At 52.4% G+C, this 24,716-nt stretch carries 23 protein-coding genes; 17 read left to right on the plus strand and 6 right to left on the minus strand.

All coding sequences use genetic code 11. From position 1 onward, the window contains the following. The first annotated feature begins 30 nt into the window (after window positions 1–30). The gene (gene argD, locus CWC46_RS04465) at window positions 31–1,254 is read left to right on the plus strand and encodes a bifunctional acetylornithine/succinyldiaminopimelate transaminase (protein WP_021013398.1); all 1,224 of its coding nucleotides are present in this window, start codon (window positions 31–33) and stop codon (window positions 1,252–1,254) included. 62 nt (window positions 1,255–1,316) lie between these two features. Here argD and crp read toward each other — a convergent pair whose 3' ends face one another. Then, complete coding sequence (crp, locus tag CWC46_RS04470) at window positions 1,317–1,949, minus strand: cAMP-activated global transcriptional regulator CRP (RefSeq protein ID WP_021013397.1); 633 nt, start codon at window positions 1,947–1,949, stop codon at window positions 1,317–1,319. A gap of 321 nt (window positions 1,950–2,270) precedes the next feature. Between crp and CWC46_RS04475 the strand changes: the two genes are divergently transcribed. Beyond that, window positions 2,271–2,678 (plus strand): OsmC family protein, encoded by a 408-nt coding sequence (locus CWC46_RS04475; RefSeq protein ID WP_021013396.1) that lies wholly within the window; start codon window positions 2,271–2,273, stop codon window positions 2,676–2,678. A gap of 141 nt (window positions 2,679–2,819) precedes the next feature. On the opposite strand, the gene CWC46_RS04480 is transcribed toward CWC46_RS04475, so the two are convergent. Next, window positions 2,820–3,779 (minus strand): LysR family transcriptional regulator, encoded by a 960-nt coding sequence (locus CWC46_RS04480; RefSeq protein ID WP_021013395.1) that lies wholly within the window; start codon window positions 3,777–3,779, stop codon window positions 2,820–2,822. A 193-nt stretch (window positions 3,780–3,972) separates the two neighbouring features. Between CWC46_RS04480 and argH the strand changes: the two genes are divergently transcribed. The 12 genes from argH (at window position 3,973) to astE (ending at window position 17,293) form a co-directional block, all read left to right on the plus strand. Next, the gene (argH, locus tag CWC46_RS04485) at window positions 3,973–5,400 is read left to right on the plus strand and encodes an argininosuccinate lyase (protein ID WP_021013394.1); all 1,428 of its coding nucleotides are present in this window, start codon (window positions 3,973–3,975) and stop codon (window positions 5,398–5,400) included. Window positions 5,401–5,434: 34 nt separating this feature from the next. Then, window positions 5,435–6,313: an amino acid ABC transporter permease gene (locus tag CWC46_RS04490; RefSeq protein WP_021013393.1), complete on the plus strand. Its 879-nt coding sequence runs from the start codon at window positions 5,435–5,437 to the stop codon at window positions 6,311–6,313. 26 nt (window positions 6,314–6,339) lie between these two features. Further along, a complete protein-coding gene (locus tag CWC46_RS04495; protein ID WP_021013392.1) occupies window positions 6,340–7,104 on the plus strand; it encodes an amino acid ABC transporter ATP-binding protein in 765 nt (254 codons plus the stop codon). Between the two features lie 21 nt (window positions 7,105–7,125). Next, on the plus strand, window positions 7,126–7,953 hold the full coding sequence (locus CWC46_RS04500; RefSeq protein ID WP_021013391.1) for an ABC transporter substrate-binding protein: 828 nt from the start codon (window positions 7,126–7,128) through the stop codon (window positions 7,951–7,953). A gap of 25 nt (window positions 7,954–7,978) precedes the next feature. Then, on the plus strand, window positions 7,979–8,833 hold the full coding sequence (locus CWC46_RS04505) for a polysaccharide deacetylase family protein (protein ID WP_021013390.1): 855 nt from the start codon (window positions 7,979–7,981) through the stop codon (window positions 8,831–8,833). Next, on the plus strand, window positions 8,826–9,704 hold the full coding sequence (locus CWC46_RS04510) for a polysaccharide deacetylase family protein (RefSeq protein ID WP_021013389.1): 879 nt from the start codon (window positions 8,826–8,828) through the stop codon (window positions 9,702–9,704). The genes CWC46_RS04505 and CWC46_RS04510 overlap by 8 nt, the downstream gene beginning before the upstream one ends. After that, entirely contained in the window at window positions 9,704–11,062 is a 1,359-nt protein-coding gene (locus tag CWC46_RS04515) for an MmgE/PrpD family protein (RefSeq protein WP_021013388.1), read from the plus strand. The genes CWC46_RS04510 and CWC46_RS04515 overlap by 1 nt, the downstream gene beginning before the upstream one ends. Before the next feature lie 100 nt (window positions 11,063–11,162). After that, the gene (locus tag CWC46_RS04520; RefSeq protein WP_021013387.1) at window positions 11,163–12,377 is read left to right on the plus strand and encodes an aspartate aminotransferase family protein; all 1,215 of its coding nucleotides are present in this window, start codon (window positions 11,163–11,165) and stop codon (window positions 12,375–12,377) included. A gap of 25 nt (window positions 12,378–12,402) precedes the next feature. After that, window positions 12,403–13,440 carry an arginine N-succinyltransferase gene (gene astA, locus CWC46_RS04525; RefSeq protein WP_021013386.1) on the plus strand — a complete coding sequence of 346 codons (1,038 nt, stop codon included), beginning with the start codon at window positions 12,403–12,405 and terminating at the stop codon, window positions 13,438–13,440. Beyond that, entirely contained in the window at window positions 13,440–14,915 is a 1,476-nt protein-coding gene (gene astD, locus CWC46_RS04530) for a succinylglutamate-semialdehyde dehydrogenase (protein ID WP_021013385.1), read from the plus strand. Before astA ends, astD begins: the two co-directional genes overlap by 1 nt. A gap of 27 nt (window positions 14,916–14,942) precedes the next feature. Then, on the plus strand, window positions 14,943–16,283 hold the full coding sequence (gene astB, locus CWC46_RS04535) for an N-succinylarginine dihydrolase (RefSeq protein WP_101377534.1): 1,341 nt from the start codon (window positions 14,943–14,945) through the stop codon (window positions 16,281–16,283). A gap of 5 nt (window positions 16,284–16,288) precedes the next feature. After that, entirely contained in the window at window positions 16,289–17,293 is a 1,005-nt protein-coding gene (astE, locus tag CWC46_RS04540; RefSeq protein WP_037380296.1) for a succinylglutamate desuccinylase, read from the plus strand. Window positions 17,294–17,324: 31 nt separating this feature from the next. Here astE and CWC46_RS04545 read toward each other — a convergent pair whose 3' ends face one another. The 3 genes from CWC46_RS04545 to CWC46_RS04555 form a co-directional block, all read right to left on the minus strand. Then, window positions 17,325–18,194, minus strand: a complete 870-nt coding sequence (locus tag CWC46_RS04545; RefSeq protein WP_021013382.1) for a phosphoribulokinase — start codon at window positions 18,192–18,194, stop codon at window positions 17,325–17,327. A 129-nt stretch (window positions 18,195–18,323) separates the two neighbouring features. Continuing rightward, window positions 18,324–18,560, minus strand: coding sequence for a YheU family protein (locus CWC46_RS04550; protein ID WP_021013381.1), 237 nt, complete (start codon window positions 18,558–18,560; stop codon window positions 18,324–18,326). A 1-nt stretch (window position 18,561) separates the two neighbouring features. Then, complete coding sequence (locus CWC46_RS04555) at window positions 18,562–19,554, minus strand: hydrolase (RefSeq protein ID WP_021013380.1); 993 nt, start codon at window positions 19,552–19,554, stop codon at window positions 18,562–18,564. Between the two features lie 81 nt (window positions 19,555–19,635). Between CWC46_RS04555 and CWC46_RS04560 the strand changes: the two genes are divergently transcribed. Beyond that, window positions 19,636–20,241, plus strand: a complete 606-nt coding sequence (locus CWC46_RS04560; protein ID WP_021013379.1) for a LysE family translocator — start codon at window positions 19,636–19,638, stop codon at window positions 20,239–20,241. 48 nt (window positions 20,242–20,289) lie between these two features. Here CWC46_RS04560 and CWC46_RS04565 read toward each other — a convergent pair whose 3' ends face one another. Further along, window positions 20,290–22,221: an ABC transporter ATP-binding protein gene (locus CWC46_RS04565; protein WP_021013378.1), complete on the minus strand. Its 1,932-nt coding sequence runs from the start codon at window positions 22,219–22,221 to the stop codon at window positions 20,290–20,292. 123 nt (window positions 22,222–22,344) lie between these two features. Between CWC46_RS04565 and kefG the strand changes: the two genes are divergently transcribed. Beyond that, window positions 22,345–22,899: a glutathione-regulated potassium-efflux system ancillary protein KefG gene (gene kefG / locus CWC46_RS04570; RefSeq protein ID WP_101377471.1), complete on the plus strand. Its 555-nt coding sequence runs from the start codon at window positions 22,345–22,347 to the stop codon at window positions 22,897–22,899. A 1-nt stretch (window position 22,900) separates the two neighbouring features. Further along, the gene (kefB, locus tag CWC46_RS04575; RefSeq protein WP_021013376.1) at window positions 22,901–24,706 is read left to right on the plus strand and encodes a glutathione-regulated potassium-efflux system protein KefB; all 1,806 of its coding nucleotides are present in this window, start codon (window positions 22,901–22,903) and stop codon (window positions 24,704–24,706) included. Window positions 24,707–24,716 lie beyond the last annotated feature (10 nt).

Below are 24,716 nucleotides of genomic sequence, written 5' to 3' on the forward strand. Positions count from 1 at the left end.
AGGTAGTGAGATATTGAGGCGGGGAAGCAGATGGCAACAGATAAAATGGCGGTAACAAGAGACACTCACAATAAAGTAATACTTCCGGTTTATGCACCAGCGCAGTTTGTGCCGGTTAAAGGCAAGGGAAGCCGGGTTTGGGACCAGCAAGGTAAGGAATATATCGATTTTTCCGGTGGGATTGCAGTGACAGCGTTAGGGCATTGCCATCCGGCGTTGGTTGAAGCACTCAAACAGCAGGGGGAAACTCTGTGGCATACCAGTAATGTTTTTACCAATGAACCGGCTTTGCGGTTGGCAAGCAAACTTATCAATGCGACGTTCGCGGATCGGGTCTTTTTCGCTAATTCCGGTGCGGAAGCTAATGAAGCGGCTTTCAAGCTGGCTCGTCACTATGCCATCAAGCGTTACAGTCCGTACAAAACCAAAATCATCGCGTTCTATCATGCATTCCATGGCCGAACACTATTTACTGTGTCGGTGGGGGGGCAGGCGAAATATGCGGATGGTTTCGGCCCGAAGCCGGCAGATATTATCCATGTACCGTTTAATGATCTGGCCGCTGTCAAAGCCGTTATGGATGACCACACCTGCGCGGTGGTGTTAGAGCCGGTGCAGGGCGAGGGTGGTGTCATCCCTGCAACGCCGGAATTTATAAACGGTGTGCGGGCGTTGTGCGATCAATATCAGGCGCTGATGGTGTTTGATGAAGTTCAGTGTGGGATGGGACGCACCGGTAAACTGTTCTCTTATATGCATTACGATGTTCAGCCGGATATTTTGACTACGGCCAAAGCGTTGGGCGGTGGTTTTCCCATTAGTGCAATGCTGACCACCGAGGAAATTGCTTCGGTGATGACGGTGGGGGTTCACGGTACGACGTATGGCGGTAATCCGTTGGCCTGCGCGGTGGCGGAAGCGGCGTTGGATACGATTAATACGCCGGAGGTGCTGTCAGGTGTGGCCGAGCGTCACGATCGTTTTGTGGCGGCGTTGAATACTATTAATGCGGAGTTCGGCATTTTCGACGAAATTCGTGGTCAAGGACTGTTGCTGGGCGTGGCGCTAAAACCTGAATGGCAGGGTCGGGCACGGGATTTCCTGACTGCTTCTGCTGAGCATGGCCTGATGATTTTGGTGGCAGGGCCGGATGTGATCCGTTTTGTACCTTCATTGGTCATTGAACTGGCCGATATCGATCAAGGCATGGCGCTTTTCGCCAAAGCGGTCGCACAGGTCGTCAACGGTCAGTAAGCCGCCTTTAGACAAAACGAAAAGAGCGTGCCACAGCACGCTCTTTTGTTATCTGATATGGGTTAGCGGGTGCCATAAACCACGATGGTTTTCCCATGGGCAGATATAAGATTTTGATCTTCCAACATTTTCAGTATACGGCCTACTGTTTCGCGGGAGCACCCCACGATTTGGCCGATTTCCTGGCGGGTGATCTTAATCTGCATGCCATCTGGATGAGTCATGGCATCAGGTTGTTTGGCCAGATTAAGCAACGTCTGAGCAATACGACCTGTTACGTCCAGGAAGGCAAGATTGCCCACTTTTTCTGACGTTACCTGTAGACGGTTCGCCATCTGAGCAGATAATCGCATCAGAATGTCAGGGTTAACCTGAATCAGCTGACGGAATTTTTTATATGAAATTTCAGCAACTTCGCAGGCAGTTTTGGCTCTCACCCAGGCACTTCGCTCCTGGCCTTCTTCAAACAATCCGAGTTCACCAATAAAATCCCCCTGATTAAGATAGGAGAGAATCATTTCTTTGCCTTCTTCATCTTTGATCAGCACTGCGACAGCACCTTTCACGATGTAGTAAAGCGTTTCTGCTTTTTCACCTTGGTGAATAAGCGTGCTCTTTGATGGATACTTGTGAATATGGCAATGAGAAAGGAACCATTCAAGAGTCGGGTCTGTTTGCGGTTTGCCGAGAACCATTCGCTGTCATCCTCTGTTGTAATTCACTGCGCAAATCACAGGGTTCAGAGTTCCCTGTACGGCGTGATAACATAGTTATAATTCAAATTCCGTGTAGGCGGAATGACGTCAGGGAATATATTAGGTCTCTATCGAGTGACGTCATGATCTGCTTGTTTTTTTGCTTTGGCTCGAAATAAGCAGATTCAGGATTCGTTTGTAACACAGGTTGCACGCAGTGTCTTGTGTTGTCTCGCTTCAGCATGACTAAGCTCTGATTATCAGGCTTTTTTGTACATAAGCGATGTAATATTTCAAAAATAGTTGATTGAGGGTGAATTTATGCAGGCGCGAGTGAAGTGGGTTGAAGGCTTAACGTTTATCGGTGAATCTGCCTCCGGACATCAGGTGTTAATGGATGGCAATGCCGGTGATAAAGCGCCAAGCCCGATGGAAATGGTGCTGATGTCTGTCGGTGGGTGTAGTGCTATTGATGTGGTTTCCATTCTGCAAAAAGGCCGTAATGATGTGGTGGACTGTGAAGTCCGGCTGACGTCGGATCGTAAAACCGATGCCCCTCGTTTGTTCACTGCCATCAACCTGCATTTTATCGTTACTGGTAAGGGACTGGCCGATAAGGTCGTAGAGCGAGCGGTTTCCCTTTCGGCTGAAAAATATTGCTCTGTCGCATTGATGCTGGGTCAGGCGGTGGATATTACCCACAGTCATGAAGTGCGTGACGTGGCGTAAAGCTTTAATGACCGTGAGGTGGGTATATCTCACGGTTGTCAGTGGCACGCGCTGCTGTTCGAGGTGGTGCCGTAGTAAGTGCTGATGTAGTGAACACGTAGTATCGAAAATGAGTGGCAGGCACCAAAATGGTGCATGTGATTATGATTCACTCTGGATGCCCAACGCGTCCATAAATAATTTTATGATCGTATTTATTCTTTTCCCTTTTTTGATAATAAAACAGAAGCGGGTGAAAATGGTTAATGATTCTGAAGTAATAGGCCGTAGTAGATTTTGTTCAACGTATCTTTCTGCATAATGGCAAGGGAGATAGCCAATAAAATGTCCAGTCAGAATGAGCATGGCGACAGATTCAATTTGCACCGCCTGAATATTGCTATTCTTGAAATTAAATACCTTATTTTTATGATGCATGCTGGCGTAACTATGATTAATGACTTTAGCATTTTTCAACATATCAATAGTGATATCCGAGTCATTTAAATGGAAGAATTCATGCTCGTTACTACAATATATTTGTGACTCTTCCTGATAGAGAAAATAATATTCAAACTCGCTTTTTTCTTCATAAACCGGCGCAATAGCGCAGGTTAATCGGCCTTCGTTTAATCCTCTCTCAAGATTGTCGAGCTGTTCCGTTTGAAGCCTGATGTTCAGTTTTGGTGCGACGTGAGCGAGTTGGCGCACCGCTTTGGTGATGGGCGACTGGCGGTCGGTGATGGTGTTATCAATCACACTGATATTGATTTCACCGAGGATTTCATTACGGCTACTTTGCAGACGATCGCGGAATTGATTGATGGAAGAAAATAGCTCCAACGTGGCCTGATAGACGATGCTGCCATATTCGGTAAGAAAGAAACCATCACGGCCACGGCTGCATAGTGTCATCCCAAGGCGAATTTCCAGATCAGAAACCTGTTTGCTTATTGCTGCTAATCCAATGTTTAATTCATGACTTGCAGAAGTAAAACCTCCGGCTTCAACAACGCTTTTGAATACGCGTAATAGCTTTAAGTCCACATTATTGATGCTTATTTGTGAGCTTTCATTTTTTTCTGTCAGTAGGTTTCTGAAATCGGAAAGTTTACTTTCCATAATTGGTATTTACCTCCCGATGTTTTTTCAACAAATATGATGTTCGACGGATTTAATATTATTTGTTGAGATTCATCACTATCGGGCAATAAGCTTTTATTATTATAGAGCGATTCCCCAAATATAAAATTTCTTTCTTCATTTCATTCTCGGAAAAGAATAACGCATTCAATATGCCAGCATGAGGGTTGTTATGTCCAACAGTTCTGAGCTTCTTTGGGGAGCCCGTTTTAAAAGTGCGCCTGCGGCAGCACTGACCGCGTTATCCCGTTGTCCCGATAACTATTTTTCACTCACGCCTTACGATATTGCCGGGTGTCGTGCCCATGCTCATGAGTTGCAGCGTGCCGGATTACTTACGGAGGATGAAACGATCAGAATGATCGCCACCCTGGATACGTTGGACGACGAGTTCCGCCAGGGGATGCTCCAGCCTAGTCAGAATGATGAAGATGTTCATACGTTTATCGAACGGGAACTGGTGGTTCGTCTGGGCGAATTGGGTGGAAAACTGCGTGCCGGGCGGTCCCGGAATGATCAGACCGCGAATGATTTACGCCTGTATCTCCGTGATCATGGCCGTAAAATCGTTGCCGACCTGCTGCAATTGCAGTCGGCATTAATCAAACAGTCTGAGGCACATATACAGACTCTGGCGCCTGGGTTTACCCATTTGCAGCAGGCGCAGCCCATCGTTTTTGCTCATCAGTTGATGGCGCATGCTCAGGCTTTCTCCCGTGATATTCAGCGCATGCAGGATTGGGACACGCGTTGTGCATTATCTCCGCTGGGTGCGGCAGCCATGGCAGGCTCGGCTATTGCCATGCACCCTGAACTGTCGGCCCGGGAATTGGGGTATCTGGCACCCTGTGAAAACTCCATTGATGCGGTGGCCAGTCGTGACCATGTGGCCGAGTTTCTGTTTGTTACCGGCATGCTGGGCGTCAATCTTTCCCGTTTAAGTGAGGAAGTGTGTTTATGGGCCTCGCGGCAGTTCCGCTGGGTGGAGATTAATGACAGCTATGCCACTGGTAGCTCAATTATGCCGCAGAAGAAAAATCCCGATATTGCCGAATTGTCGCGAGGTCGCAGCGGTCGCTTGATTGGCAACCTGATGGCCATGCTGGCGACAATGAAAGCCATGCCGCTTTCCTATAACCGGGATTTGGGTGAAGACAAACGCAGTGTCCTTGACTCGGTGGATACGCTGCGTCTGGTCCTGCCCGCCATGTCCGGCATGATTGAAACCATGAGCGTGAATGTCGATCAACTTCTGCATCAGGCTCCAGACGGCTTTACGCTCGCAACCGAAGTGGCCGACTGGCTGGCAAAACGCGGCGTTCCTTTCAAGGAAGCTCATGAAATTACAGGGAAACTGGTCCGTCTGTGTGAAATACACGCTTGCCAGTTATGGGAGGTCAGTGATGAACAGCTGGCTGACGTGGATACCCGTTTGACCGCTGATGTCCGTACCTGTCTGACCCTTGATGCCGCAATCGCTGCTCGTGATGGTTATGGCGGCACCGCACCTCTGCGGGTCAATGAGCAGATCGAGCGGCTGAAGTCTGTAATGCAATCACAGTCGGCGTGGGTCAGTGCCTATCGTGGCCTGGTTATTTGATGTTTATCTCTTTTACCCATGACTGGAGCCAGGTATGAGCACCTCGCAACGCTCGCAAGAGCACTCTGAGTATTCGCACCGCGAGAAATATGTCGACCTCAGCCATTATGAGTATGTTCCGCGCCGCTATTACGGCCGGATCATCGCCACGGTCATTATCGTCTTACTGCTGATAGCGTTGGGTCACTCATTTTCACAGGGAAATATTGAGTGGTCCTATGTTGGGAAGTTCTTTACCGCCAAAGCCATCCTTGATGGGGTGGTCAACACGCTGATCATGTCGATACTGGCGATGGCGCTGGGTATCGTGTTCGGGGTGATGGCGGCGATTATGCATATGTCGCGCAATCCGGTGCTGCACTATGTCTCTGTCGGCTATACCTGGATTTTTCGCGGTACGCCGCTGATCCTGCAACTGTTGCTATGGTTTAACCTGGCGCTGGTTTTTCCAACCATCGCTATTCCGGGTCTATTCAGTGTTGAGACGGTGAGTGTGATGACGCCGTTCATGGCCGCGTTGCTGGGGTTGAGCATCAATCAGGGCGCTTATACCTCGGAAGTGGTGCGTGCCGGATTGCTCTCCGTGGACATTGGGCAATACGAAGCAGCCAAATCTATCGGTATGCCACACCTGCAAGCGTTGCGTCGGGTGATTTTACCGCAGGCGATGCGAGTGATTATCCCGCCGGTGGGTAACGAATTCATCAGCATGATCAAGACCACCAGTCTGGCCAGCATGATTCAGTATTCAGAACTGCTCTATAACACCCAAAACATCTATTACGCCAATGCCCGGGTGATGGAACTGCTGTTTGTGGCCGGTATTTGGTATCTGATTATTGTCACCATCCTGTCGTTTGGTCAGAGCTTGCTGGAGCGGTACTACTCCCGCGGCAGTAGCCGTCGTAACTGAATTACGCGATGAAAGAGGATAGCGGGATGAGAAACATTGTAAGAGCCGTCAACGTTAATAAGTATTTTGACCACTTTCACGCGCTGAAAGATATCAATCTTGAAGTGAACTACGGCGAAGTGATGTGCATTCTGGGGCCTTCCGGTTCAGGGAAAAGCACATTCCTGCGTTGTATCAATCAGTTGGAAAAAATTGATACCGGCGCTATCTGGGTCGATGAGGAACTGGTGGGATATCGGGTTGCCGGTAAAAAACTTTACCCTCTTAACGACCGGCAAATTGCCCGTCAGCGATTGCATACCGGCATGGTGTTCCAGCGTTTTAATCTGTTTCCCCATAAGACGGCGCTGGAAAACATTATCGAAGGGCCTTGTCAGGTACTGCTGCGCCCGCGACGGGAAGCTACCGAAGAGGCAATGGCGTTGCTCGATCGTGTCGGACTGGCACATAAAGCGAATGATTACCCGCAAACGCTCTCCGGTGGGCAGCAGCAGCGTGTTGCCATTGCCCGGGCGTTGGCGATGAAACCGAAGTTGATGCTGTTTGACGAGCCAACATCGGCACTGGACCCCGAAATGGTCGGTGAGGTGTTGGCTGTCATGCGCTTGCTGGCCAAGGAAGGCACAACCATGGTTGTGGTCACGCATGAGATGGGATTTGCCCGTGAAGTGGCGAACCAGATCGTGTTTATGGACGAGGGCTGCATTATTGAACGTGGTGCCCCGGAAGATGTGCTGCTCAATCCGCAGAATCCACGTATGCAGAATTTTATTTCTGCCATTCTCCTTTAACTTTCACCAAGGGTAATACTCATGAAAAAGCTCGTGCTCTCTGCTGTTGCCGTGTCGGTTTTATTCAGCTCTGTCACCTGGGCTGCGCCATCGCTGCCCGCTGATATCAAAGCCAAAGGGGAATTGACGGTGGCAATTATGCCGAATTATCCGCCGATGGAGTTCAAGAATCCCGCTGATAACCAGTTAACTGGGGCGGATTACGATCTGGGCAATGCGATTGGTAAAAAGCTCGGGATTAAGATCAATTGGCAGGAAATTGGCTTTGAGCAAATGATCAATGCGGTGGCGACCAAGCGTATCGATATGATCATGTCTGGAATGACCGATACCAAAAAGCGCCAGGATGTCGTGAGTTTTGTCGATTATTTCACCACCGGGCCACAGTTTTATACCCAGGCTTCTCGCAGTGATATCAATACCGCACTTGATTTGTGTGGAAAAAAGGTCGGTTCCAGCCGGCGCACCACCTTCCCGGCTGAGATCGCCGCCTGGAGTAAGGCACATTGTGAAGCCGCGGGTAAACCCGCGATTGTGGTGGTTGGCGCGGAAGGTACCGCCGATGCCCGTTCCCAACTGCGGCAGCATCGTCTGGATGGCGTGGTGCAGGGCAGTGAAACCATTCCCTATATCATGAATCTGGAAAAAAACACCTATAAGCCACTGGATAAGGCGTTTTCCTTCCAATACACCGGTATTGGTATCGATAAAGCCAATACCCAGTTGGTCAGTGCCGTTCAGGGCGCGCTTGACGAGATGATCGCCGATGGCAGCTATCTGACGATCCTGAAAAAATGGGGCCTGCAAGATGGTGCTGTCAAGAACGCGACGGTGAATCAGGGTCGCTAATGCACGGGTATTGTCGGAGTCAGTCATGATAAATACACGGGATAACTGCCCAAGCTGGCCGGAAGGTAAAAAAGGCTGTATGGCGCTGGCGTTTGATCTTGATGGTCCAACCGGCGATGCCATGCTTGACGGCTCTATCTGGCAAAAACCGGAATACTTTACCTTCGGCGGCTATGGTCCGTTTCGGGCGTTGGGACGCATTCTCGATCTGTTGGAGCAATTCACCATCCCGGCCACATTTTTTGTGCCTGCCTGGGTGGTGGAAAACTGGCCTTCACAGTGCGTCGCCATTGTCGAGCGAGGTCATGAAGTCGCCTATCACGGTTATCGACATGAGTCGTTTTATGCCTTGTCAGCCGAAGAACAGCGGCAAGTGATGCAGGTTTCCCGTGATATTTTCTGGCGTTACCTCGGCATTCGTGCCGAGGGTTTTCGCACCCCGTCTGGGGACTGGCATGCGCAAACCACGGCGGTTTTGCTGGATGCGGATGTCATTTATTCCAGCAGTATGCGCGGCGATGATCGCCCCTATCTGATTCCGGTGCCGGGCAAAACGCGGCCACTGGTGGAAATCCCTGGTCGCTGGGAGATGGATGACTACTCCTCGCTGGCTTATACCCGTGCGCCGGATTTCCCCGCTGGACTTGACCGGACCGCCAGTTATGCCCTGACACGGGATAACTGGCAACGTGAATATGATGGCGCCATGAATGAAGGGCTGTGCCTGACGACGCTGTTCCACCCTAAAATCAGCGGGAAGCCAGGACGTATCTTGTTGCTGGAGCAGTTTATGGCTCACATGCGTCAGCGTGATGATGTCTGGTTTGCGCGTTGCCGCGATGTCGCGCACTGGTTTTTACAGGAGCCATGTCATGGTTAATCAATCCTGCTGGCCGGAAGGCCGGAAGTGCGCGGTGGTGATCACCATCGACTATCACGATGTTCATGGCATTCTCACTCAGACACCGGCGGTCGCCGGGCGGGAAAAAACCCTGTCGGTATGGCGTTATGGCACCACCCGAGGTGTCGATCGTTTACTGGCGTTGCTGGCGGCCAAACAGGTGCCGGCAACCTGGTGTCTGCCCGCCATTGTGGCGCAGGAGAATCCCGAAACCTTTAGCCGTATCGTGCAGTCTGGTCATGAAATCGCCTGTTCGGGACTCCGCCATCAGAATTTCGACAATCTGACGTTGGCGGAGCAGGTTGATAGCCTGCGTCAGGGATGCGACGCGCTGGAAGCGCTGAGCGGTGTACGTCCGGTCGGCTTTCGACTGCCTGCCGGACAATGGACCGGTGGTTTTACTCAGGCGATGCAGCGGGAAGGCATACGCTGGTCCTCTTCCCTGCGCGGTGATGACTTGCCTTATTTCCACGCCGATGCTCCCGTGGTGGAGCTTCCGCTGCACTACGAACTGGAAGATGAACCCTACTTTGCCTTTAATCTCAGTCCTGCCGTTCCACCGGGTCAATCCCGGATTGCGTCTTACTCCCATACGCTGGAAAACATGAAGATGGATTTCAGCGGGTTCTACCGTTTTGGGTTGTGTTATGTGCTGCGTTTGCATCCGGAAATCATGGGCACTGCCGGCCGCATTGGTGTGCTGGCCGAGTTACTTGATTTCATCACCGGGCATGATGGCGTTTGGCTGGCGACTGCCGGTGAGGTTGCCAATGAATGGCGGCAACAGCCGGCGAATGTTCCCGAGCATCCGGTGATGGTTTATCACCGCCATACGCATGGGGAAGCATGATGAATTCTGCTCAAATGCAGTTAGCGCGGTTTATTCATGATACTTGCTTTAGTGATATTCCCCCCGCATTGGTAGAGCGCTGTAAACGCCATATCCTTGATACCCTGGGTGCCGCACTGGCCGGGGTGGACAGCGATGTCTGGCAAACGACTTTTCATATTGTCGAAGCCGACGGTGCCGCGCCTCGTGCGCAAGTATGGGGCAGTATATGCAGAACCAGTGCGCGTAACGCGGCGCTGCTTAATGGTATCGCGGCGCATATGTATGAATTGGATGATACTGGCGGCTGTGACCACTCCGGTGCGGTGGTGGTGCCGGCGGCACTGGCGGTATTGCCGTTGTGCCCCCAACCGGTATCCGGCCAGCAACTCATCACGGCGGTGATGCTGGGTTATGACGTCGGGCGTCGAGTGCTGGAAGCCTGCGGCGGGTACTCCGCCCACAATGGCAAAGGGTGGCATTCTACCGCGACCTGTGGGGTATTTGGTGCCGCCGCCGCCGCCGCTTATCTGTTACAACTGACGCCAGCGCAAACCAGTGCGGCACTGGGGATTGCCGGAAGTTTCAGCGGTGGGTTGTGGGCATTTATTCACGATGGTTCTCAAAGCAAGAAGTTACACGCCGGGCGCGCGGCGGAAGGCGGCGTGCTGGCGGCTCAGTTAGCCGCCGGCCAGGTGAGTGGGCCACAGAAACTGTTTGATGATGTCTGGGGCGGTTTTCTCGCTACGTTGGCGGGACAGGATGCGCAGCCGGAAGCGCTGACAGACGGGTTGGGTGATGTCTGGAAATTGGCGCGTTGCTCTATCAAGCCTTACGCTTCTTGTCGTGGAGTCCATTCCGCGATTGACGCCGTTGGGATACTAATGACCAGCATGGACATCAGCATGAACGATGTGGCCAGTATTAATGTCAGCCTCAGCCGGTTCCTGCATGGCATGTGTGGCGGTTGTGATCTGGACAGTTTGGCGGCAGCGCAGATGAGCCTGCCTTATGCGTTGGCGGCGAGATTGATTCATGGCCATGCCGGGTTGTCGGCTTACAGCGTGGATAAACGGCACGATCCGGATATTCAACGCTTGTTGTCGCGCATCACCCTACATATTGACGATCAGCAGGATGATGACAGCGAGCCATTGTTAACCCTGACGACATACCGCGGCGCACGCCAGCAACACCGGGTCGGGATTCCGCTTGGCGCGCCGACCAACCCGCTGAGTGATGCGGATTTGCTGGCGAAATTCACCACGCTGGCTACACGGGTGGTATCGGAACAGCAAGCGCAGTCAGTGATTAGCTTCTGTCTGGCGCTGGAACAGGAAACCGATTGCCGTATGTTGACATCATTACTGTCGTGCTGAGTCATCTGGAATGGTTTACCCGATTGGCACATAAATCGGCTTTCACTTAACTGCGGTAGCGCCGCTACTGGCCACCTGTCGTTCGTATAATGAGGTTACTATGGAACACGCTCTTCCCGTTAGCCGTCACGATTTTGATGAAAGAATGATCCCGTTGTATGCGCCTGCCGATTTCATTCCGGTACGCGGAGAAGGCTCACACCTGTGGGATCAACAGGGCAAAGAGTATATCGATTTTGCTGGTGGTATTGCGGTGAATGCGTTGGGCCACGCCCATCCGGCAGTGGTTGCTGCCCTGACTGAACAGGCTGGCATGTTGTGGCATGTTGGCAACGGTTATACCAATGAACCGGTATTGCGTCTGGCGAAGCAGTTAATTGACGCCACATTTGCCGAAAAGGTCTTTTTCTGTAATTCAGGTGCGGAAGCCAATGAAGCGGCGCTGAAACTGGCGCGTAAATATGCTCTGGATACCGTCGGGCATGAAAAGAATCAGATCGTGGCGTTTAACAATGCTTTCCACGGTCGCACGTTGTTCACCGTCTCTGCTGGCGGACAGCCGAAATACTCGCAGGATTTTGCGCCATTGCCCGCCGGTATTGTCCATACTGATTTCAATGATCTGGCTGCGGCGGCAAGTGTTATCAACGATAAGACCTGTGCCGTGATTGTCGAGCCGATTCAAGGAGAGGGGGGCGTGGTGCCCGCCGATACGGTGTTCCTGCGAGGGTTGCGTGAATTGTGCGATCGTCATCAGGCGCTGTTGATTTTTGATGAAGTGCAGACCGGCGTCGGCAGAACCGGGGATCTGTATGCCTATATGCAATACGGCGTCATTCCCGATGTGTTGACCACGGCGAAAGCGTTGGGTTGTGGTTTCCCGATTGGCGCCATGATCACGACCAACCGGCTGGCCGCCGCATTTTCCGTCGGTACGCATGGTACTACCTATGGTGGTAATCCGCTGGCTACCGCCGTCGCGGGGACGGTATTCGAACTGATACGATCGCCGGTGCTATTGGCGGGGGTGAAGCAGCGTCATCAATGGTTTATGGATGAGCTGGCGAGTATTAATACACAATATCCGGTGTTCGCCGACATACGGGGCCGTGGATTGCTGATCGGTTGTGAGTTGTTACCGGCATTCGCTGGAAAAGCCAAAGCGATCACTCAACTGGCCAATGAGGAGGGGGTGATTGCCCTGATTGCCGGTCCGGACGTGGTACGCTTCACCCCGTCACTGATTATTCCAGAAGCGGATGTGCGTGAAGGATTAGCGCGCTTTACACGGGCTATCGCGAAGATTTACGGCTGAAACTGAGCCTGAGAGGTGGGTAATTATGATGATAATCCGTCCGGTTGAGCAGAGCGATCTCCCTGATTTACTGGTATTGGCGGGTAAATCCGGCGTCGGTCTGACATCGTTGCCGAAAAATGAACAGACGCTGGCAACACGAATAGCGCGGACAATCTGTACTCGTCAGGGGGAGGTTCCCCCAGGCGAGCAGGGATACTGGTTTGTGCTGGAAGATACCGTTACGGGACGGGTCGTTGGCGTCAGTGCGCTGGAGGTGGCCGTTGGTTTATCTGAACCCTGGTATAGTTTCCGACTGGGAACGCTGGTGCACGCATCCAAAGCGCTCGGGGTGTATAAGTCAATGCAGACTCTCACGCTGGTGCATGACTATACCGGGAGCAGTGAGCTGTGTACCCTGTTTCTCGATCCTGATTATCGTCATGGATCGAATGGTAAGTTACTGTCTAAAGTGCGCTTTTTGTTTATTGCCGCGTTTCGCGAGCATTTCTCACGTAAACTCTTCGCCGAAATGCGAGGCTACTCGGATGAAAACGGCAACTCACCCTTTTGGGACAGTGTTGGTAATCATTTTTTCTCTATTGATTTTGCCAAAGCCGATTACCTGAGCGGAACCGGACAAAAAGCCTTTATTGCCGAACTGATGCCTAAGCATCCACTGTATGTCGATTTGCTGGCACCCGGTGCTCGTGAAGCCATTGGCAGCGTTCACCCACACACCATGCCAGCGCGCACGGTACTGGAGTCAGAAGGGCTGCGCTATAACGGATATGTGGATATTTTTGACGGTGGCCCTACGTTGGATGCCGAGATTGACGATTTGCGTGCAGTACGACACAGCAGATTACTGCCGATTGTGATAATGGATCATCCTTGTGCGGTGCCTCATCTACCGCAGTGTCTGGTGGCTAATGATAATTATCACCACTACCGTGCTCTCCTGGTTCATGCAGATCCTATGAGTGACCAGCTACCGCTTTCTTTAGATGCTGCCCGTGCTTTGGGTGTCGTATCAGGTGATCGGATACGGCTACTTCCTCTCATACCTCAGGAGAAGTTCTAGTGTCTCATCCCGCGCTGTTTATCAAGGGTAGCTGGCGGCATGGCCGCGGCCCGGAATTTACCAAAACGGATCCTGTCGATAATCAATTGTTGTGGAAAGCGGCCGCCGCTGATCATGATGATGTCGAAGAGGCCTGTGACGCAGCCCGCGCCGCGTTTCCCGCCTGGGCCCGTACAACACTGAATGAACGTATCGCCGTGATCCGTGGTTTTGCCCAATTGCTGGAACAGCATAAACCGGTATTGGCTTCCATCATCAGCCGTGAAACCAGCAAACCGCGCTGGGAAACTCTGACTGAAGTGCAGGCGATGGTCGGCAAAATCGAGATCTCTATTCAGGCTTATCAGCAACGAACCGGTGAACACTATACGCCGATGCCGGTAGGGACCTCTTCTTTACGTCATCGGCCGCACGGTGTGCTGGCGGTTTTCGGACCTTACAATTTCCCAGGACATTTGCCGAACGGCCATATCGTTCCGGCACTGTTGGCGGGTAACTGTGTGGTGTTCAAACCGAGTGAGTTAACGCCCGCCACGGCGGAAGAGACAGTCAGACTGTGGCAACAGGCTGGATTACCGGACGGTGTTTTGAACCTGGTGACTGGCGGTCGTTCAACGGGGGAAGCGCTAAGCGCACATCCCGGTATTGATGGTCTGCTGTTTACCGGCAGTGCCAATACGGGTTATCACCTGCACCGTCAATTGGCCGGACAGCCGGAGAAAATTCTGGCGCTGGAAATGGGGGGAAATAATGCGCTGATTGTCGATGATGTGACAGAGATTGATGCAGCCGTCAATCTGGTTATTCAGTCGGCGTTTATTTCCGCCGGACAGCGCTGCACCTGTGCCCGTCGTCTATTGGTGAAGCGCGGCGATGCGGGCGATGTGTTGTTACGGCGTTTGGTGACAGTGGCGAAGGGGTTACGTGTGGGACGCTGGGATGCGGAACCCCAACCCTTTATGGGCGGTGTGATTTCCGCGGCGGCGGCGACAAACCTGCTGGATGCACAGCAGCATTTGCTGGCATTGGGGGCGACACCGTTGCTGATGATGACACAGCTTGAACCGGGCAGTGCATTGCTCAGCCCCGGCATTCTTGAAATCACCAATGTACAGGAGGCGCCGGATGAAGAGTATTTCGGACCCTTGCTGAGTGTCATCCGTTATGACGATTTTGATGAAGCGCTGCATATCGCCAATCAGACCCGCTATGGTCTGGCGGTGGGATTGATATCATCCCGGCGCGAGCTGTTTGATCGTCTGCTATTGGAGGCCCGTGCGGGTATTGTCAACTGGAATAAACCGCTGACCGGCGCATCCAGCGCGGCGCCGTTTGGCGGTATCGGTGCTTCCGGCAACCATCGAGCCAGCGCATTCTATGCGGCCGATTACTGTGCCTGGCCAATGGCATCGCTGGAAGTCGATACCCTGACGTTACCGGCCGAGTTGTCTCCTGGGGTGTCATTTGATCTGTGATGAATACCGTGCCTGGTGTGGGGAAACATAATGTCTTATGAAGTGAATTTTGACGGTCTGGTGGGGTTGACTCATCACTATGCCGGTTTGTCGTTTGGGAATGAAGCCTCGGCGTTACATCAGAACAGCGTATCCAATCCCCGATTGGCGGCCAAACAAGGGTTGTTGAAAATGAAAGCGCTGGCGGATCTCGGCTTCCGGCAAGCGGTGCTGCCCCCGCAGGAGCGGCCTCATATACCGATGTTGCGTCGGCTGGGATTCAGCGGCAGTGATGCGACGATACTGGCGCAGGCGATGCGCCAGGCTCCTCGTTTATTGTCGGCGTTAAGCTCGGCCTCATCAATGTGGACCGCCAATGCGGCGACGGTGTCACCGTCGTCAGACAGTGCTGATGGCCGGGTTCATTTCACGGCAGCCAATCTGAACAATAAGTTTCATCGGGCGATCGAAGCCGAAACGACATCAGCGGTGTTGCGGGCCATTTTCAGTAATGAGCGCCATTTTGTACATCATGATGCCCTGCCGCAGGTTGCACTGTTTGGTGATGAAGGCGCCGCCAACCATAACCGTCTGGGCGGTGCATATGGGCGACGTAGTGTGCAGGTGTTTGTCTATGGTCAGCATGTCTATGGCAATGTGGCCGGGCCGCAGCGTTACCCGGCGCGGCAGACACGGGAAGCCAGTGAGGCGATAGCCCGTCTACATCAGCTTGATGAAAACCACACGGTATTTATACAACAGAATCCGGCGGTGATTGATAAAGGCGTCTTTCATAACGATGTGATTGCGGTCAGTAACCAACAGGTATTGTTTCACCATCAGCAGGCGTTTTTGAATCAGCCCCAGGCGCTGGACGACATTCGCCGCAAAATGGCCACGCTTGACGAAGAGCTGATCGCCATTGAAGTACCGGAAGCCAGTGTTTCAGTTGAAGATGCGGTGGCAACTTACCTGTTTAACAGCCAGATCCTGACCCGGCAAGATGGCAAGATGACGCTGGTGGTACCGGAAGAGTCCCGCCAGCATGTTGGGGTATGGCGTTATTTGTCTGAACGGGTAAGCCGTGGTGGCCCGATTGATGAAATCAAGGTTTTCGATTTACGCGAGAGCATGCGTAATGGTGGCGGACCGGCCTGTCTTCGCTTGCGGGTGGTATTGAATGAACAGGAACTGCAAGCTGTCAATCCGCAGGTCATCATGAACGATAACCTGTTTAACCGCTTAAATGACTGGGTGGAGCGTTACTACCGTGACCAGTTGACGCAGAATGATCTGGCGGATCCTCTGCTGCTGAGCGAAGGACGTGAAGCGCTGGACGCTTTGACGGTGATCCTGGGGCTGGGATCTATTTATCCTTTTCAGCGTTAGGAGTGATGCACGTGAATTTTCTGTCGTTGACTTTGCAGGGAGAGTCGCCAGTCATCAAACAGGGGGAAACCTCGACACTATGCTGGCAATGGCTGGCGGAAGGCATCCTGGCGCTGTGGCCGAAAGCCGTCTATCGACAGGCGGTGGTATTGTCGGCAGGATTACATGGCAATGAAACGGCACCGGTTGAGATGCTTAATCAATTGGTTACTGAACTGTTGAGCGGGCAACGTCCGCTGGCCGTCCGTCTGCTGGTGATTTTCGGCAATATTCCGGCGTTGCAGGCCGGGAAGCGTTATCTGCACACCGATATCAACCGTATGTTTGGCGGTCGTTATCGCCAGTTTGCCGCCAGCGGCGAAACCGCACGTGCCCGGCAACTGGAGCAACTGGTCACGGCGTTCTTTGCCGCTGATGCGCCTGATTCCGGCGTGGTTCGCTATCATTATGATTTGCATACGGCTATCCGGGACTCGGTTCTGCCGCGCTTTGGTTTATTGCCGTTTCAGTCACACCCTTATGATGCGACGTTGCTTGCCTGGCTGGATGCGGCGGATTTAGACGCGCTGGTGTTCCACCGTGCACCGGGCGGGACGTTCAGTTACTTCAGTAGCGAGTACTGTCAGGCGGCCAGTTGTACGCTTGAGCTGGGAAAAGCCCGTCCGTTCGGCGCCAATGATCTGCTGCATTTTGCCGACATTAACCGTATGTTGCAGGCATTTATCTCGGGAGATACGCGACCGGTGCGCCGCCAGACCGCCATGCATCTGTTCTGTGTGGTGCATACCATTATCAAACACAGCGAGATATTCCGGCTGCACTTGTCTGACGATACGCCCAATTTTACCTGCTTGACCCAAGGGATGTTGTTGGCAGAGCAACCCGGTGAAACCTACCGGGTTCAGCATGAGCAAGAGTGGATTTTATTTCCCAATCCTCAGGTGGCGACGGGCATGCGTGCCGGGTTACTGCTGACAGAAACCACCCCGGAAGCGTTATCGATGGTGTGAGTAACCGCGGCGGCATGTGTGCCGCCCGGTATTATTTGATGGTTTTGCCTTCCAGCAATCGTTGTACCAATGGCCCCATGATCAGTTCCATCGCCAGTCCCATCTTGCCGCCGGGTACCACCAGTGTATTGATGTGGGAAATAAACGACCCTTGCAGCATGGCCAGTAGATAAGGGTAATCAATGTCGTCCATACACTGAAAGTGAATGACCACAAAGCTTTCATCCAGCGACGGAATGGCTTTTGCCGCAAAAGGGTTGGACGTATCCACCGTCGGTACACGCTGGAAGTTGATATGGGTGCGGGAAAATTGTGGCGTAATGTAGGTGATGTAGTCTTCCATTGAACGCACCACAGAGTCCATCACCGCCTCGCGGGAATGACCACGTTCATTCACATCGCGAACCAGTTTCTGAATCCATTCCAGGTTGACAATCGGCACTACACCCACCAGTAAATCGACATGACGGGCCACATTATGCTGTTGCGTGACTATGCCACCATGCAGCCCCTCATAGAACAGCACATCGGTAGGTTCCGGCATCGGTTCCCAGGGGGTAAATGTTCCCGGCACCTGATTGTAAGGAATGGCTTCATCGTAAGTATGTAGATATTTACGGGTTTTTCCGGTGCCGTGCTGCCCATATTCAGTGAACGATTTCTCAAGCAGACAGAAATCGTTGGCCTCTGGGCCAAAGTAGCTGATATGCCGTCCCAAATCTCGCGTTTTACGGATTTCCATGTCCATTTCCGGACGGGTGTAACGGTGGAAGCTGTCCCCTTCAACCTGAGCGGCGCGGATTTTCAACTGCTGGAAAATCTTGCGAAAAGCCAGACTGGTGGTGGTGGTTCCGGCTCCACTGGAGCCGGTTACGGCGATAATCGGGTGTTGGTGCGACATGATGCTGAAACTCCGTTATGGGGGTATGCATCGGTACGGTTACTGAAAACCGTCACTGCGGTTAGATAACCCCATTGTTACCATGTTTATCCGGGGGGTACATCCCTTTTCACGTTTTTTGCTATTGATTCAATATTCGTGAAGATCACTCGCGGTAAGCTGACTGCGGGGCATGACATTGATGGTTTCATGCAGTTCGGACCACACCAGTACCGCTTCGCCATGTTCCAGTTGCCGACGTACATCGGCCACTTTTTGCTCCAGTGTACGCTCATGCTCTCCATAATCAGTACCTTCACGCAGCACAAAAGATTCGATCAGATTTTCCAGTGTTTCCGGGTCCAGTTGTTGCCAGGGAATAATCACATTATTGGTCCAAAAACGGAGTGAGCCAGTCCGGAATGCGCTGTTCCAGCCACATTTCGGGGTTAAGTAACGAGCCACCAACAAAGCCGACATGGCCGCCATGATCTGTTAGCTGATACTCAATATTCGGCGGTAATAATGCCAGGTCGGGGATCACGTCCTGTGTCATGAACGGATCATCTTTGGCCTGAATGATCAGTAACGGTTTACAAATCTGTGGTAACAGCGGCATTGCACTGCACCGTTGATAATAGTCTGCCGCATTCAGAAAGCCATGAATACGGGCGGTGATCAGATCGTCGAACTCGCGTAGCCGTCGTATTTTTTTCAATTGTGGCAGAAGAATGGGTAATGTATCAGGATAAGCGGCGATTTTACGGCTGGCATTCTGTTTTAGCCGGTGTACCAGGTAGTGTTGATAAATTCGTGAAAATCCCTGATCGATACGCTGGCTGCAAGGTGCCAGCATCAGCGGTGCCGAGACAATAACTGCCGCGGCCAGACTGCATTGCGCTCCCTGTTGACCCAGCAGGTAAGCCAGCATGTTTCCCCCTAGCGATACGCCGACGGCGGCCGTTGGCGTATCGCCCAGAGTTTCATGCATCCAGCGCAGTAAATAGCTGGCGTCTTCGGTTTCACCTGAATGATAAATGCGCTTCATGCGGTTGGGCTTGCCGCTGCAACCGCGAAAGTGCATCACCATCGCCAACCAGCCGCGCCGTTGGCAGGCGGCCAGTAATCCATGAGCATAAGGACTGTGGAAACTGCCTTCCAGACCATGAAACAGTACCACCCGGGGTTTATGTTTTGCTGATAGTGGATCTTCGCTCCAGGCCAGATCGACAAAATCGCCATCCGGCATATCCAGCGTCTGCCAGACGGGTTTTAACCGGAGGTGACGGCGGAGCAGTTGTGGCAGCAGCGTTTGCAGATGCGGATTGTGCATCCCTGACATGGGATGAAAAGTCTGACTGGTCAATGGTTCAATATTCATAGTAAAAGACTTGTCTGGGCCATATCACGCTGCTAGGTTGATTATCTTGTCAATTCGTCTGGTATAAGGCATCCCGATTTCATGGCGCATTTTAGCCTTTTCCTTTCCATGCTTGGTTTTCTGTGGGTCGCAGCCATTACCCCAGGCCCTAATAATATGCTACTGACGGCGTCTGCCGCCAATTTTGGTTTTATACGTTCGCTACCACTGATGCTCGGGATCATGATCGGCATGCAGAGCGTATTGTTATTGGCCGCGCTGGGTCTGGGGAGCTTGCTGTTGATTTATCCTCCGTTGCACCTAGCGTTGAAAGTCCTCGGCAGCGCCTATCTGCTGTGGTTGTCATGGAAGATTGCCACCGCAGCCTATGAACAACTGGATACGGATACCGCACCACCTCATCCTATGCCGATGTATCAGGGGGGACTGCTGCAATTTCTGAACCCCAAGGCCTGGCTGATGTCACTGGGGGCGGTGGCCGGATTCAGTCTGGCAGGGGAAGGGTATATCGGCTCTGTGGTCGGCATCAGTATTGCGTTAGTCACGGTTAATGCGGTGGCGGGGGCCATCTGGTTGGTGTTTGGCTCGGTAATCGGCCAGATGTTGCGCAGCCCGCTCGCCTGGAAGATATTCAATCTTGGTATGGGGTTACTGACCGCCGCCTGTGTGCTGATGATTTGGCATTAAACCGGGATATCTGCCAAGCAGATATCCCGAAATCCCAGCGGATTAACGTTAACTATCAAAAGATGGGGGACTATTAAAAGATTGGGTTAATTGCTCTAATTGTTCCTGCGCGTCCAGCCAGGCCATCTCGGTTGTTTCAAGCTCGTTTTTCACCGCCGTTTGCTTTTGCAGACACTCGGTAAGTTCAGCTTTACGGCGGTTGTCATAAAGCTCGCTGTCGGCAAGACGGGACTCCACTGCCGCGAGCGCGCTGTTCAATTTTTCCATCTGCTGTTCAAGCTGAGTGATCTGTTTGCGCAATGGCTGGGTCTGTGTACGCAGTTCGGCCTCCCGCCGTTTTTGCTCTTTACGCGCCTGAGCATTATTGGTGGCGTTCTCTTTCAGACCGTCGTCAGCCGAAATGTCCTGCTTTTGCATACCCAGCAACCACTGTTGATAATCCTCCAGATCGCCATCAAATGGTTCAACTTTGCGGTCATGTACCAGATAGAGATCGTCAGTAGTGGATCGGATCAGATGGCGATCATGAGAAACCACCACCAGGGCACCTTCAAAATCGATCAAGGCTTCGGTTAATGCTTGACGCATATCCAGGTCCAGGTGGTTGGTCGGTTCGTCGAGCAGCAGCAGATTAGGCCGTTGCCAGACGATTAACGCCAGCACCAGACGCGCTTTTTCTCCACCGGAAAAACGTTCCGTCACTTCCGTCACTTTATCGCCACGGAAGTCAAATCCACCAAGATAATCGCGTAATTGCTGTTCCGTTTCACGCCCGGCCAGACGGGTGAGATGCTGTAGCGGGGATTCATCTGCCCGCAGAAATTCCAATTGATGCTGAGCGAAGTAACCCAGCTTCACACCTTTTGCCAGTCCGATATCCCCGTGAAGCGGTTGCAGTTCGCCTGCCAGCAACTTAATCAGTGTTGATTTACCGGCACCGTTGTGGCCTAGCAGGCCAATACGCGAACCGGGCACCAGATTCAGTTTGATCGATTCAAGAATCAGTTTGTCACCGTAACCCGCACTGACTTTTTCCATGCGCAGCAATGGGTTGGGCAAAGCTTCCGGTGGGCGGAAACTGAAGCGGAAAGGATTATCCACATGAGCCGGGGCAATCAACTCCATACGCTCCAGCATTTTGATACGGCTTTGTGCCTGTTTGGCTTTGGTGGCCTGAGCGCGAAAACGATCAATATAGTGTTGCAGATGAGAGACCTGTTCCTGCTGATGTTCATACATCGACTGCTGTTGTGCCAGTCTTGTCGCCCGCTGCCGCTCGAAAGAGGAGTAGTTGCCGGTGTATTCATACAGAGTTTCCTGCTCAATATGCAGGATTTTGTTAACAACGGGATCGAGAAAGTCCCGATCATGTGAGATCAGCATCAACGTGCCGGGATAATTTTTTAACCACTTTTCCAGCCAGATAACCGCATCCAGATCCAGGTGGTTGGTGGGTTCATCCAGCAGCAGCAGATCGGAGCGACAAATCAGCGCCTGCGCCAGATTCAACCGCATCCGCCAGCCCCCGGAAAACGCACTTACCGGCTGTTGCAACTGATCCTGGGTAAATCCCAGACCGTTTAACAGACTGGCGGTACGGGACTGAATCGACCAGGCTTGGATGGCATCCAGCTTGCCGTGCAAAGTAGCGATGGCGTTGCCGTCATTCTTTTCATTGGCTTCATTCAGCGCCGCTTCCAACTGGCGGAATTCCCGATCACCGTCCATCACGTACTCAATGGCGGGACGCTCCAATGCTGGTGTTTCCTGATTCACCCAGGCCAGTGCCCAGTTTTGCGGAAAGGTCGCATTACCACCATCGGCGCTGATTTCGCTTTTCAGCAGCGCGAGTAATGTCGATTTACCACAACCATTTTTGCCCACCAGACCCACTTTCTGGCCCGGATTCACGGTAGCGGTTGCATTATCCAGCAGTACCCGCGTACCACGTCTAATTTGTAAGGAAGAGAAAACAATCATAACGCGCCAAATAGTTAGAATATGTTAAATTATGGATCTGGTTCAGGACTGTTGTGTCCTGCTTGTCACCGCTGCGCTGCATGGTAGCGGAAAATACCCACTATGACGACGTTTTGGAGGGGAATGATGTCGCAGCCACCGAAGATTTTGCTGCTGTTTGCCCATCCGGAATCACAGGACTCAGTAGCGAATAAGCTACTATTGGAGTCGGCCCAGTATCTGGGGCATGTCACCGTGCATGATCTTTACGCACACTATCCTGACTTTTTCATTGATATTCACCATGAACAACAGCTGTTACGCGAACATCAGATCATTGTGTTTCAGCATCCACTCTACACTTATAGTTGTCCGGCGTTATTGAAAGAGTGGCAGGATCGCGTGTTGTGCCGCGGTTTTGCCAATGGTATTGGCGGTAATGCGCTGGCCGGAAAATATTGGCGCTCGGTGGTGACCACCGGTGAACCGCTGGAGGCATACCAACCCGGTGGGATCAATCGTTTTTATATGTCTGACGTATTACGGCCGTTCGAAATGACAGCGGCAATGTGTCATATGCGTTGGATGGAACCGATGGTTATTTACTGGGCGCGGCGTTTGCCGCGCCACGTATTGCTCAGTCATGCCCGGTTGTATGAAAAATGGCTGAGTTCACCGCTGACTACCGGAGAGCAGTAGCATGGAAAGTTCCTCCGTATTAAGTGCTAGCGTATTGTTTCTGTTTGTTGCGGTATTGATGGTGCCTATCGCCGCCCGGATGGGGATTGGCGCGGTGCTGGGTTATCTTATCGCCGGTATCGCCATCGGCCCGTGGGGATTGGGTTTTATCCGTGGTGTGGATGCCATCCTGCATTTTTCCGAGCTTGGCGTGGTATTTCTGATGTTTATCATTGGACTGGAACTAAATCCGGCCAAACTCTGGAAGCTGCGTCGTTCTATTTTTGGTATCGGTGCCGCGCAAGTGTTGTTCAGTGCGGCCATTCTCGGCGGCGCACTGTATTTAAGCGCATTTCCCTGGAAGTCCGCGCTGATTGGCGGTATTGGTCTGGCGATGTCATCCACGGCAATCGCGTTGCAACTGATGCGAGAAAAAGCCATGAATCGCAATGAAGCCGGGCAACTCGGATTTTCTGTGTTGTTGTTTCAGGATCTGGCGGTGATCCCTGTGTTGGCATTGATTCCGCTCCTGGCGGGAGTGCAGGGCGAGATCGGGAATTGGCATCAGGTCGGGATGAAAGTCGTGGCGTTTGCGGGCATGTTGATCGGTGGCCGCTATTTGATCAGGCCGTTATTCCGCTTTATTGCGGCTTCCGGTGTCAGAGAAGTGTTTACCGCGGCAGCACTGTTGCTGGTGCTAGGCTCTGCGCTGTTTATGGAGGCGCTCGGGCTATCGATGGCGTTGGGGACATTTATCGCCGGCGTGCTACTGGCTGAAAGCGAATACCGACATGAGCTGGAAAGCGCTATTGAACCATTTAAAGGGTTGTTGCTCGGTCTGTTTTTTATTTCAGTGGGGATGTCACTCAATTTGGGGGTGCTCTACGACCATATCATCGACGTATTAATCGGTGTGGTGGTTCTGGTGGCAGTAAAAACGCTGGTGCTCTATCTTCTGGCCCGGATTTATGGGCTGCGATCCTCGGAACGGTTGCAGTTTGCCGGTGTTCTCAGCCAAGGCGGCGAGTTCGCTTTTGTGCTGTTTTCTGCCGCGGCGGCTCACCAGATGTTTAAAGGCAATCAGTTACCGCTGCTATTGGTGACGGTAACACTGTCGATGATGCTGACGCCTTTATTGATGCAGTTGATAGACCGTATTCTGGTGCGTCGTTTTAATGTGCGTGACGAGCCGGATGAAAAACCCTATGTGGACGATGACGAGCCGCAAGTGATTGTCGTGGGATTCGGGCGTTTCGGGCAGGTGATCGGCCGTTTGCTGATGGCCAACCAAATGCGAATTACTGTGCTGGAGCGCGATATCAGTGCAGTGAGTCTGATGAGATCGTTTGGCTATAAAGTGTACTATGGCGATGCTGCCGATCTGGAGCTGCTGCGTGCCGCCGGTGCAGGGAGGGCGCAATCCATCGTGATTACCTGTAACGGGCCGGAAGATACGATGGCAATTGTGAACCTATGTCAGCAGCATTTTCCTGACCTGGAAATACTGGCCCGTGCCCGTGGCCGAGTGGAAGCACATGAATTAATGCAGGCAGGCGTGACACACTTCTCCCGTGAAACATTTTCCAGCGCGCTGGAACTGGGTAGGAAAACGCTTATTACGTTGGGTATGCATCCACATCAGGCTCTTCGGGCGCAGCAGCATTTCCGGCGGCTGGATATGCGAATGTTGCGGGAATTGATGCCACAGCGCCAGGGGGATGTAGCTCAGGCATCTCGTATTAAGGAAGCACGTCGTGAACTGGAGGATATCTTCTACCGTGAAATGCAACGTGAGCGTCGACGCCCCGATGACTGGAACGAGTTTTAATCAAGGTTGG

Source organism: Prodigiosinella confusarubida, from assembly GCF_002847015.1.
In the GTDB taxonomy this organism is placed as follows: domain Bacteria; phylum Pseudomonadota; class Gammaproteobacteria; order Enterobacterales; family Enterobacteriaceae; genus Prodigiosinella; species Prodigiosinella aquatilis.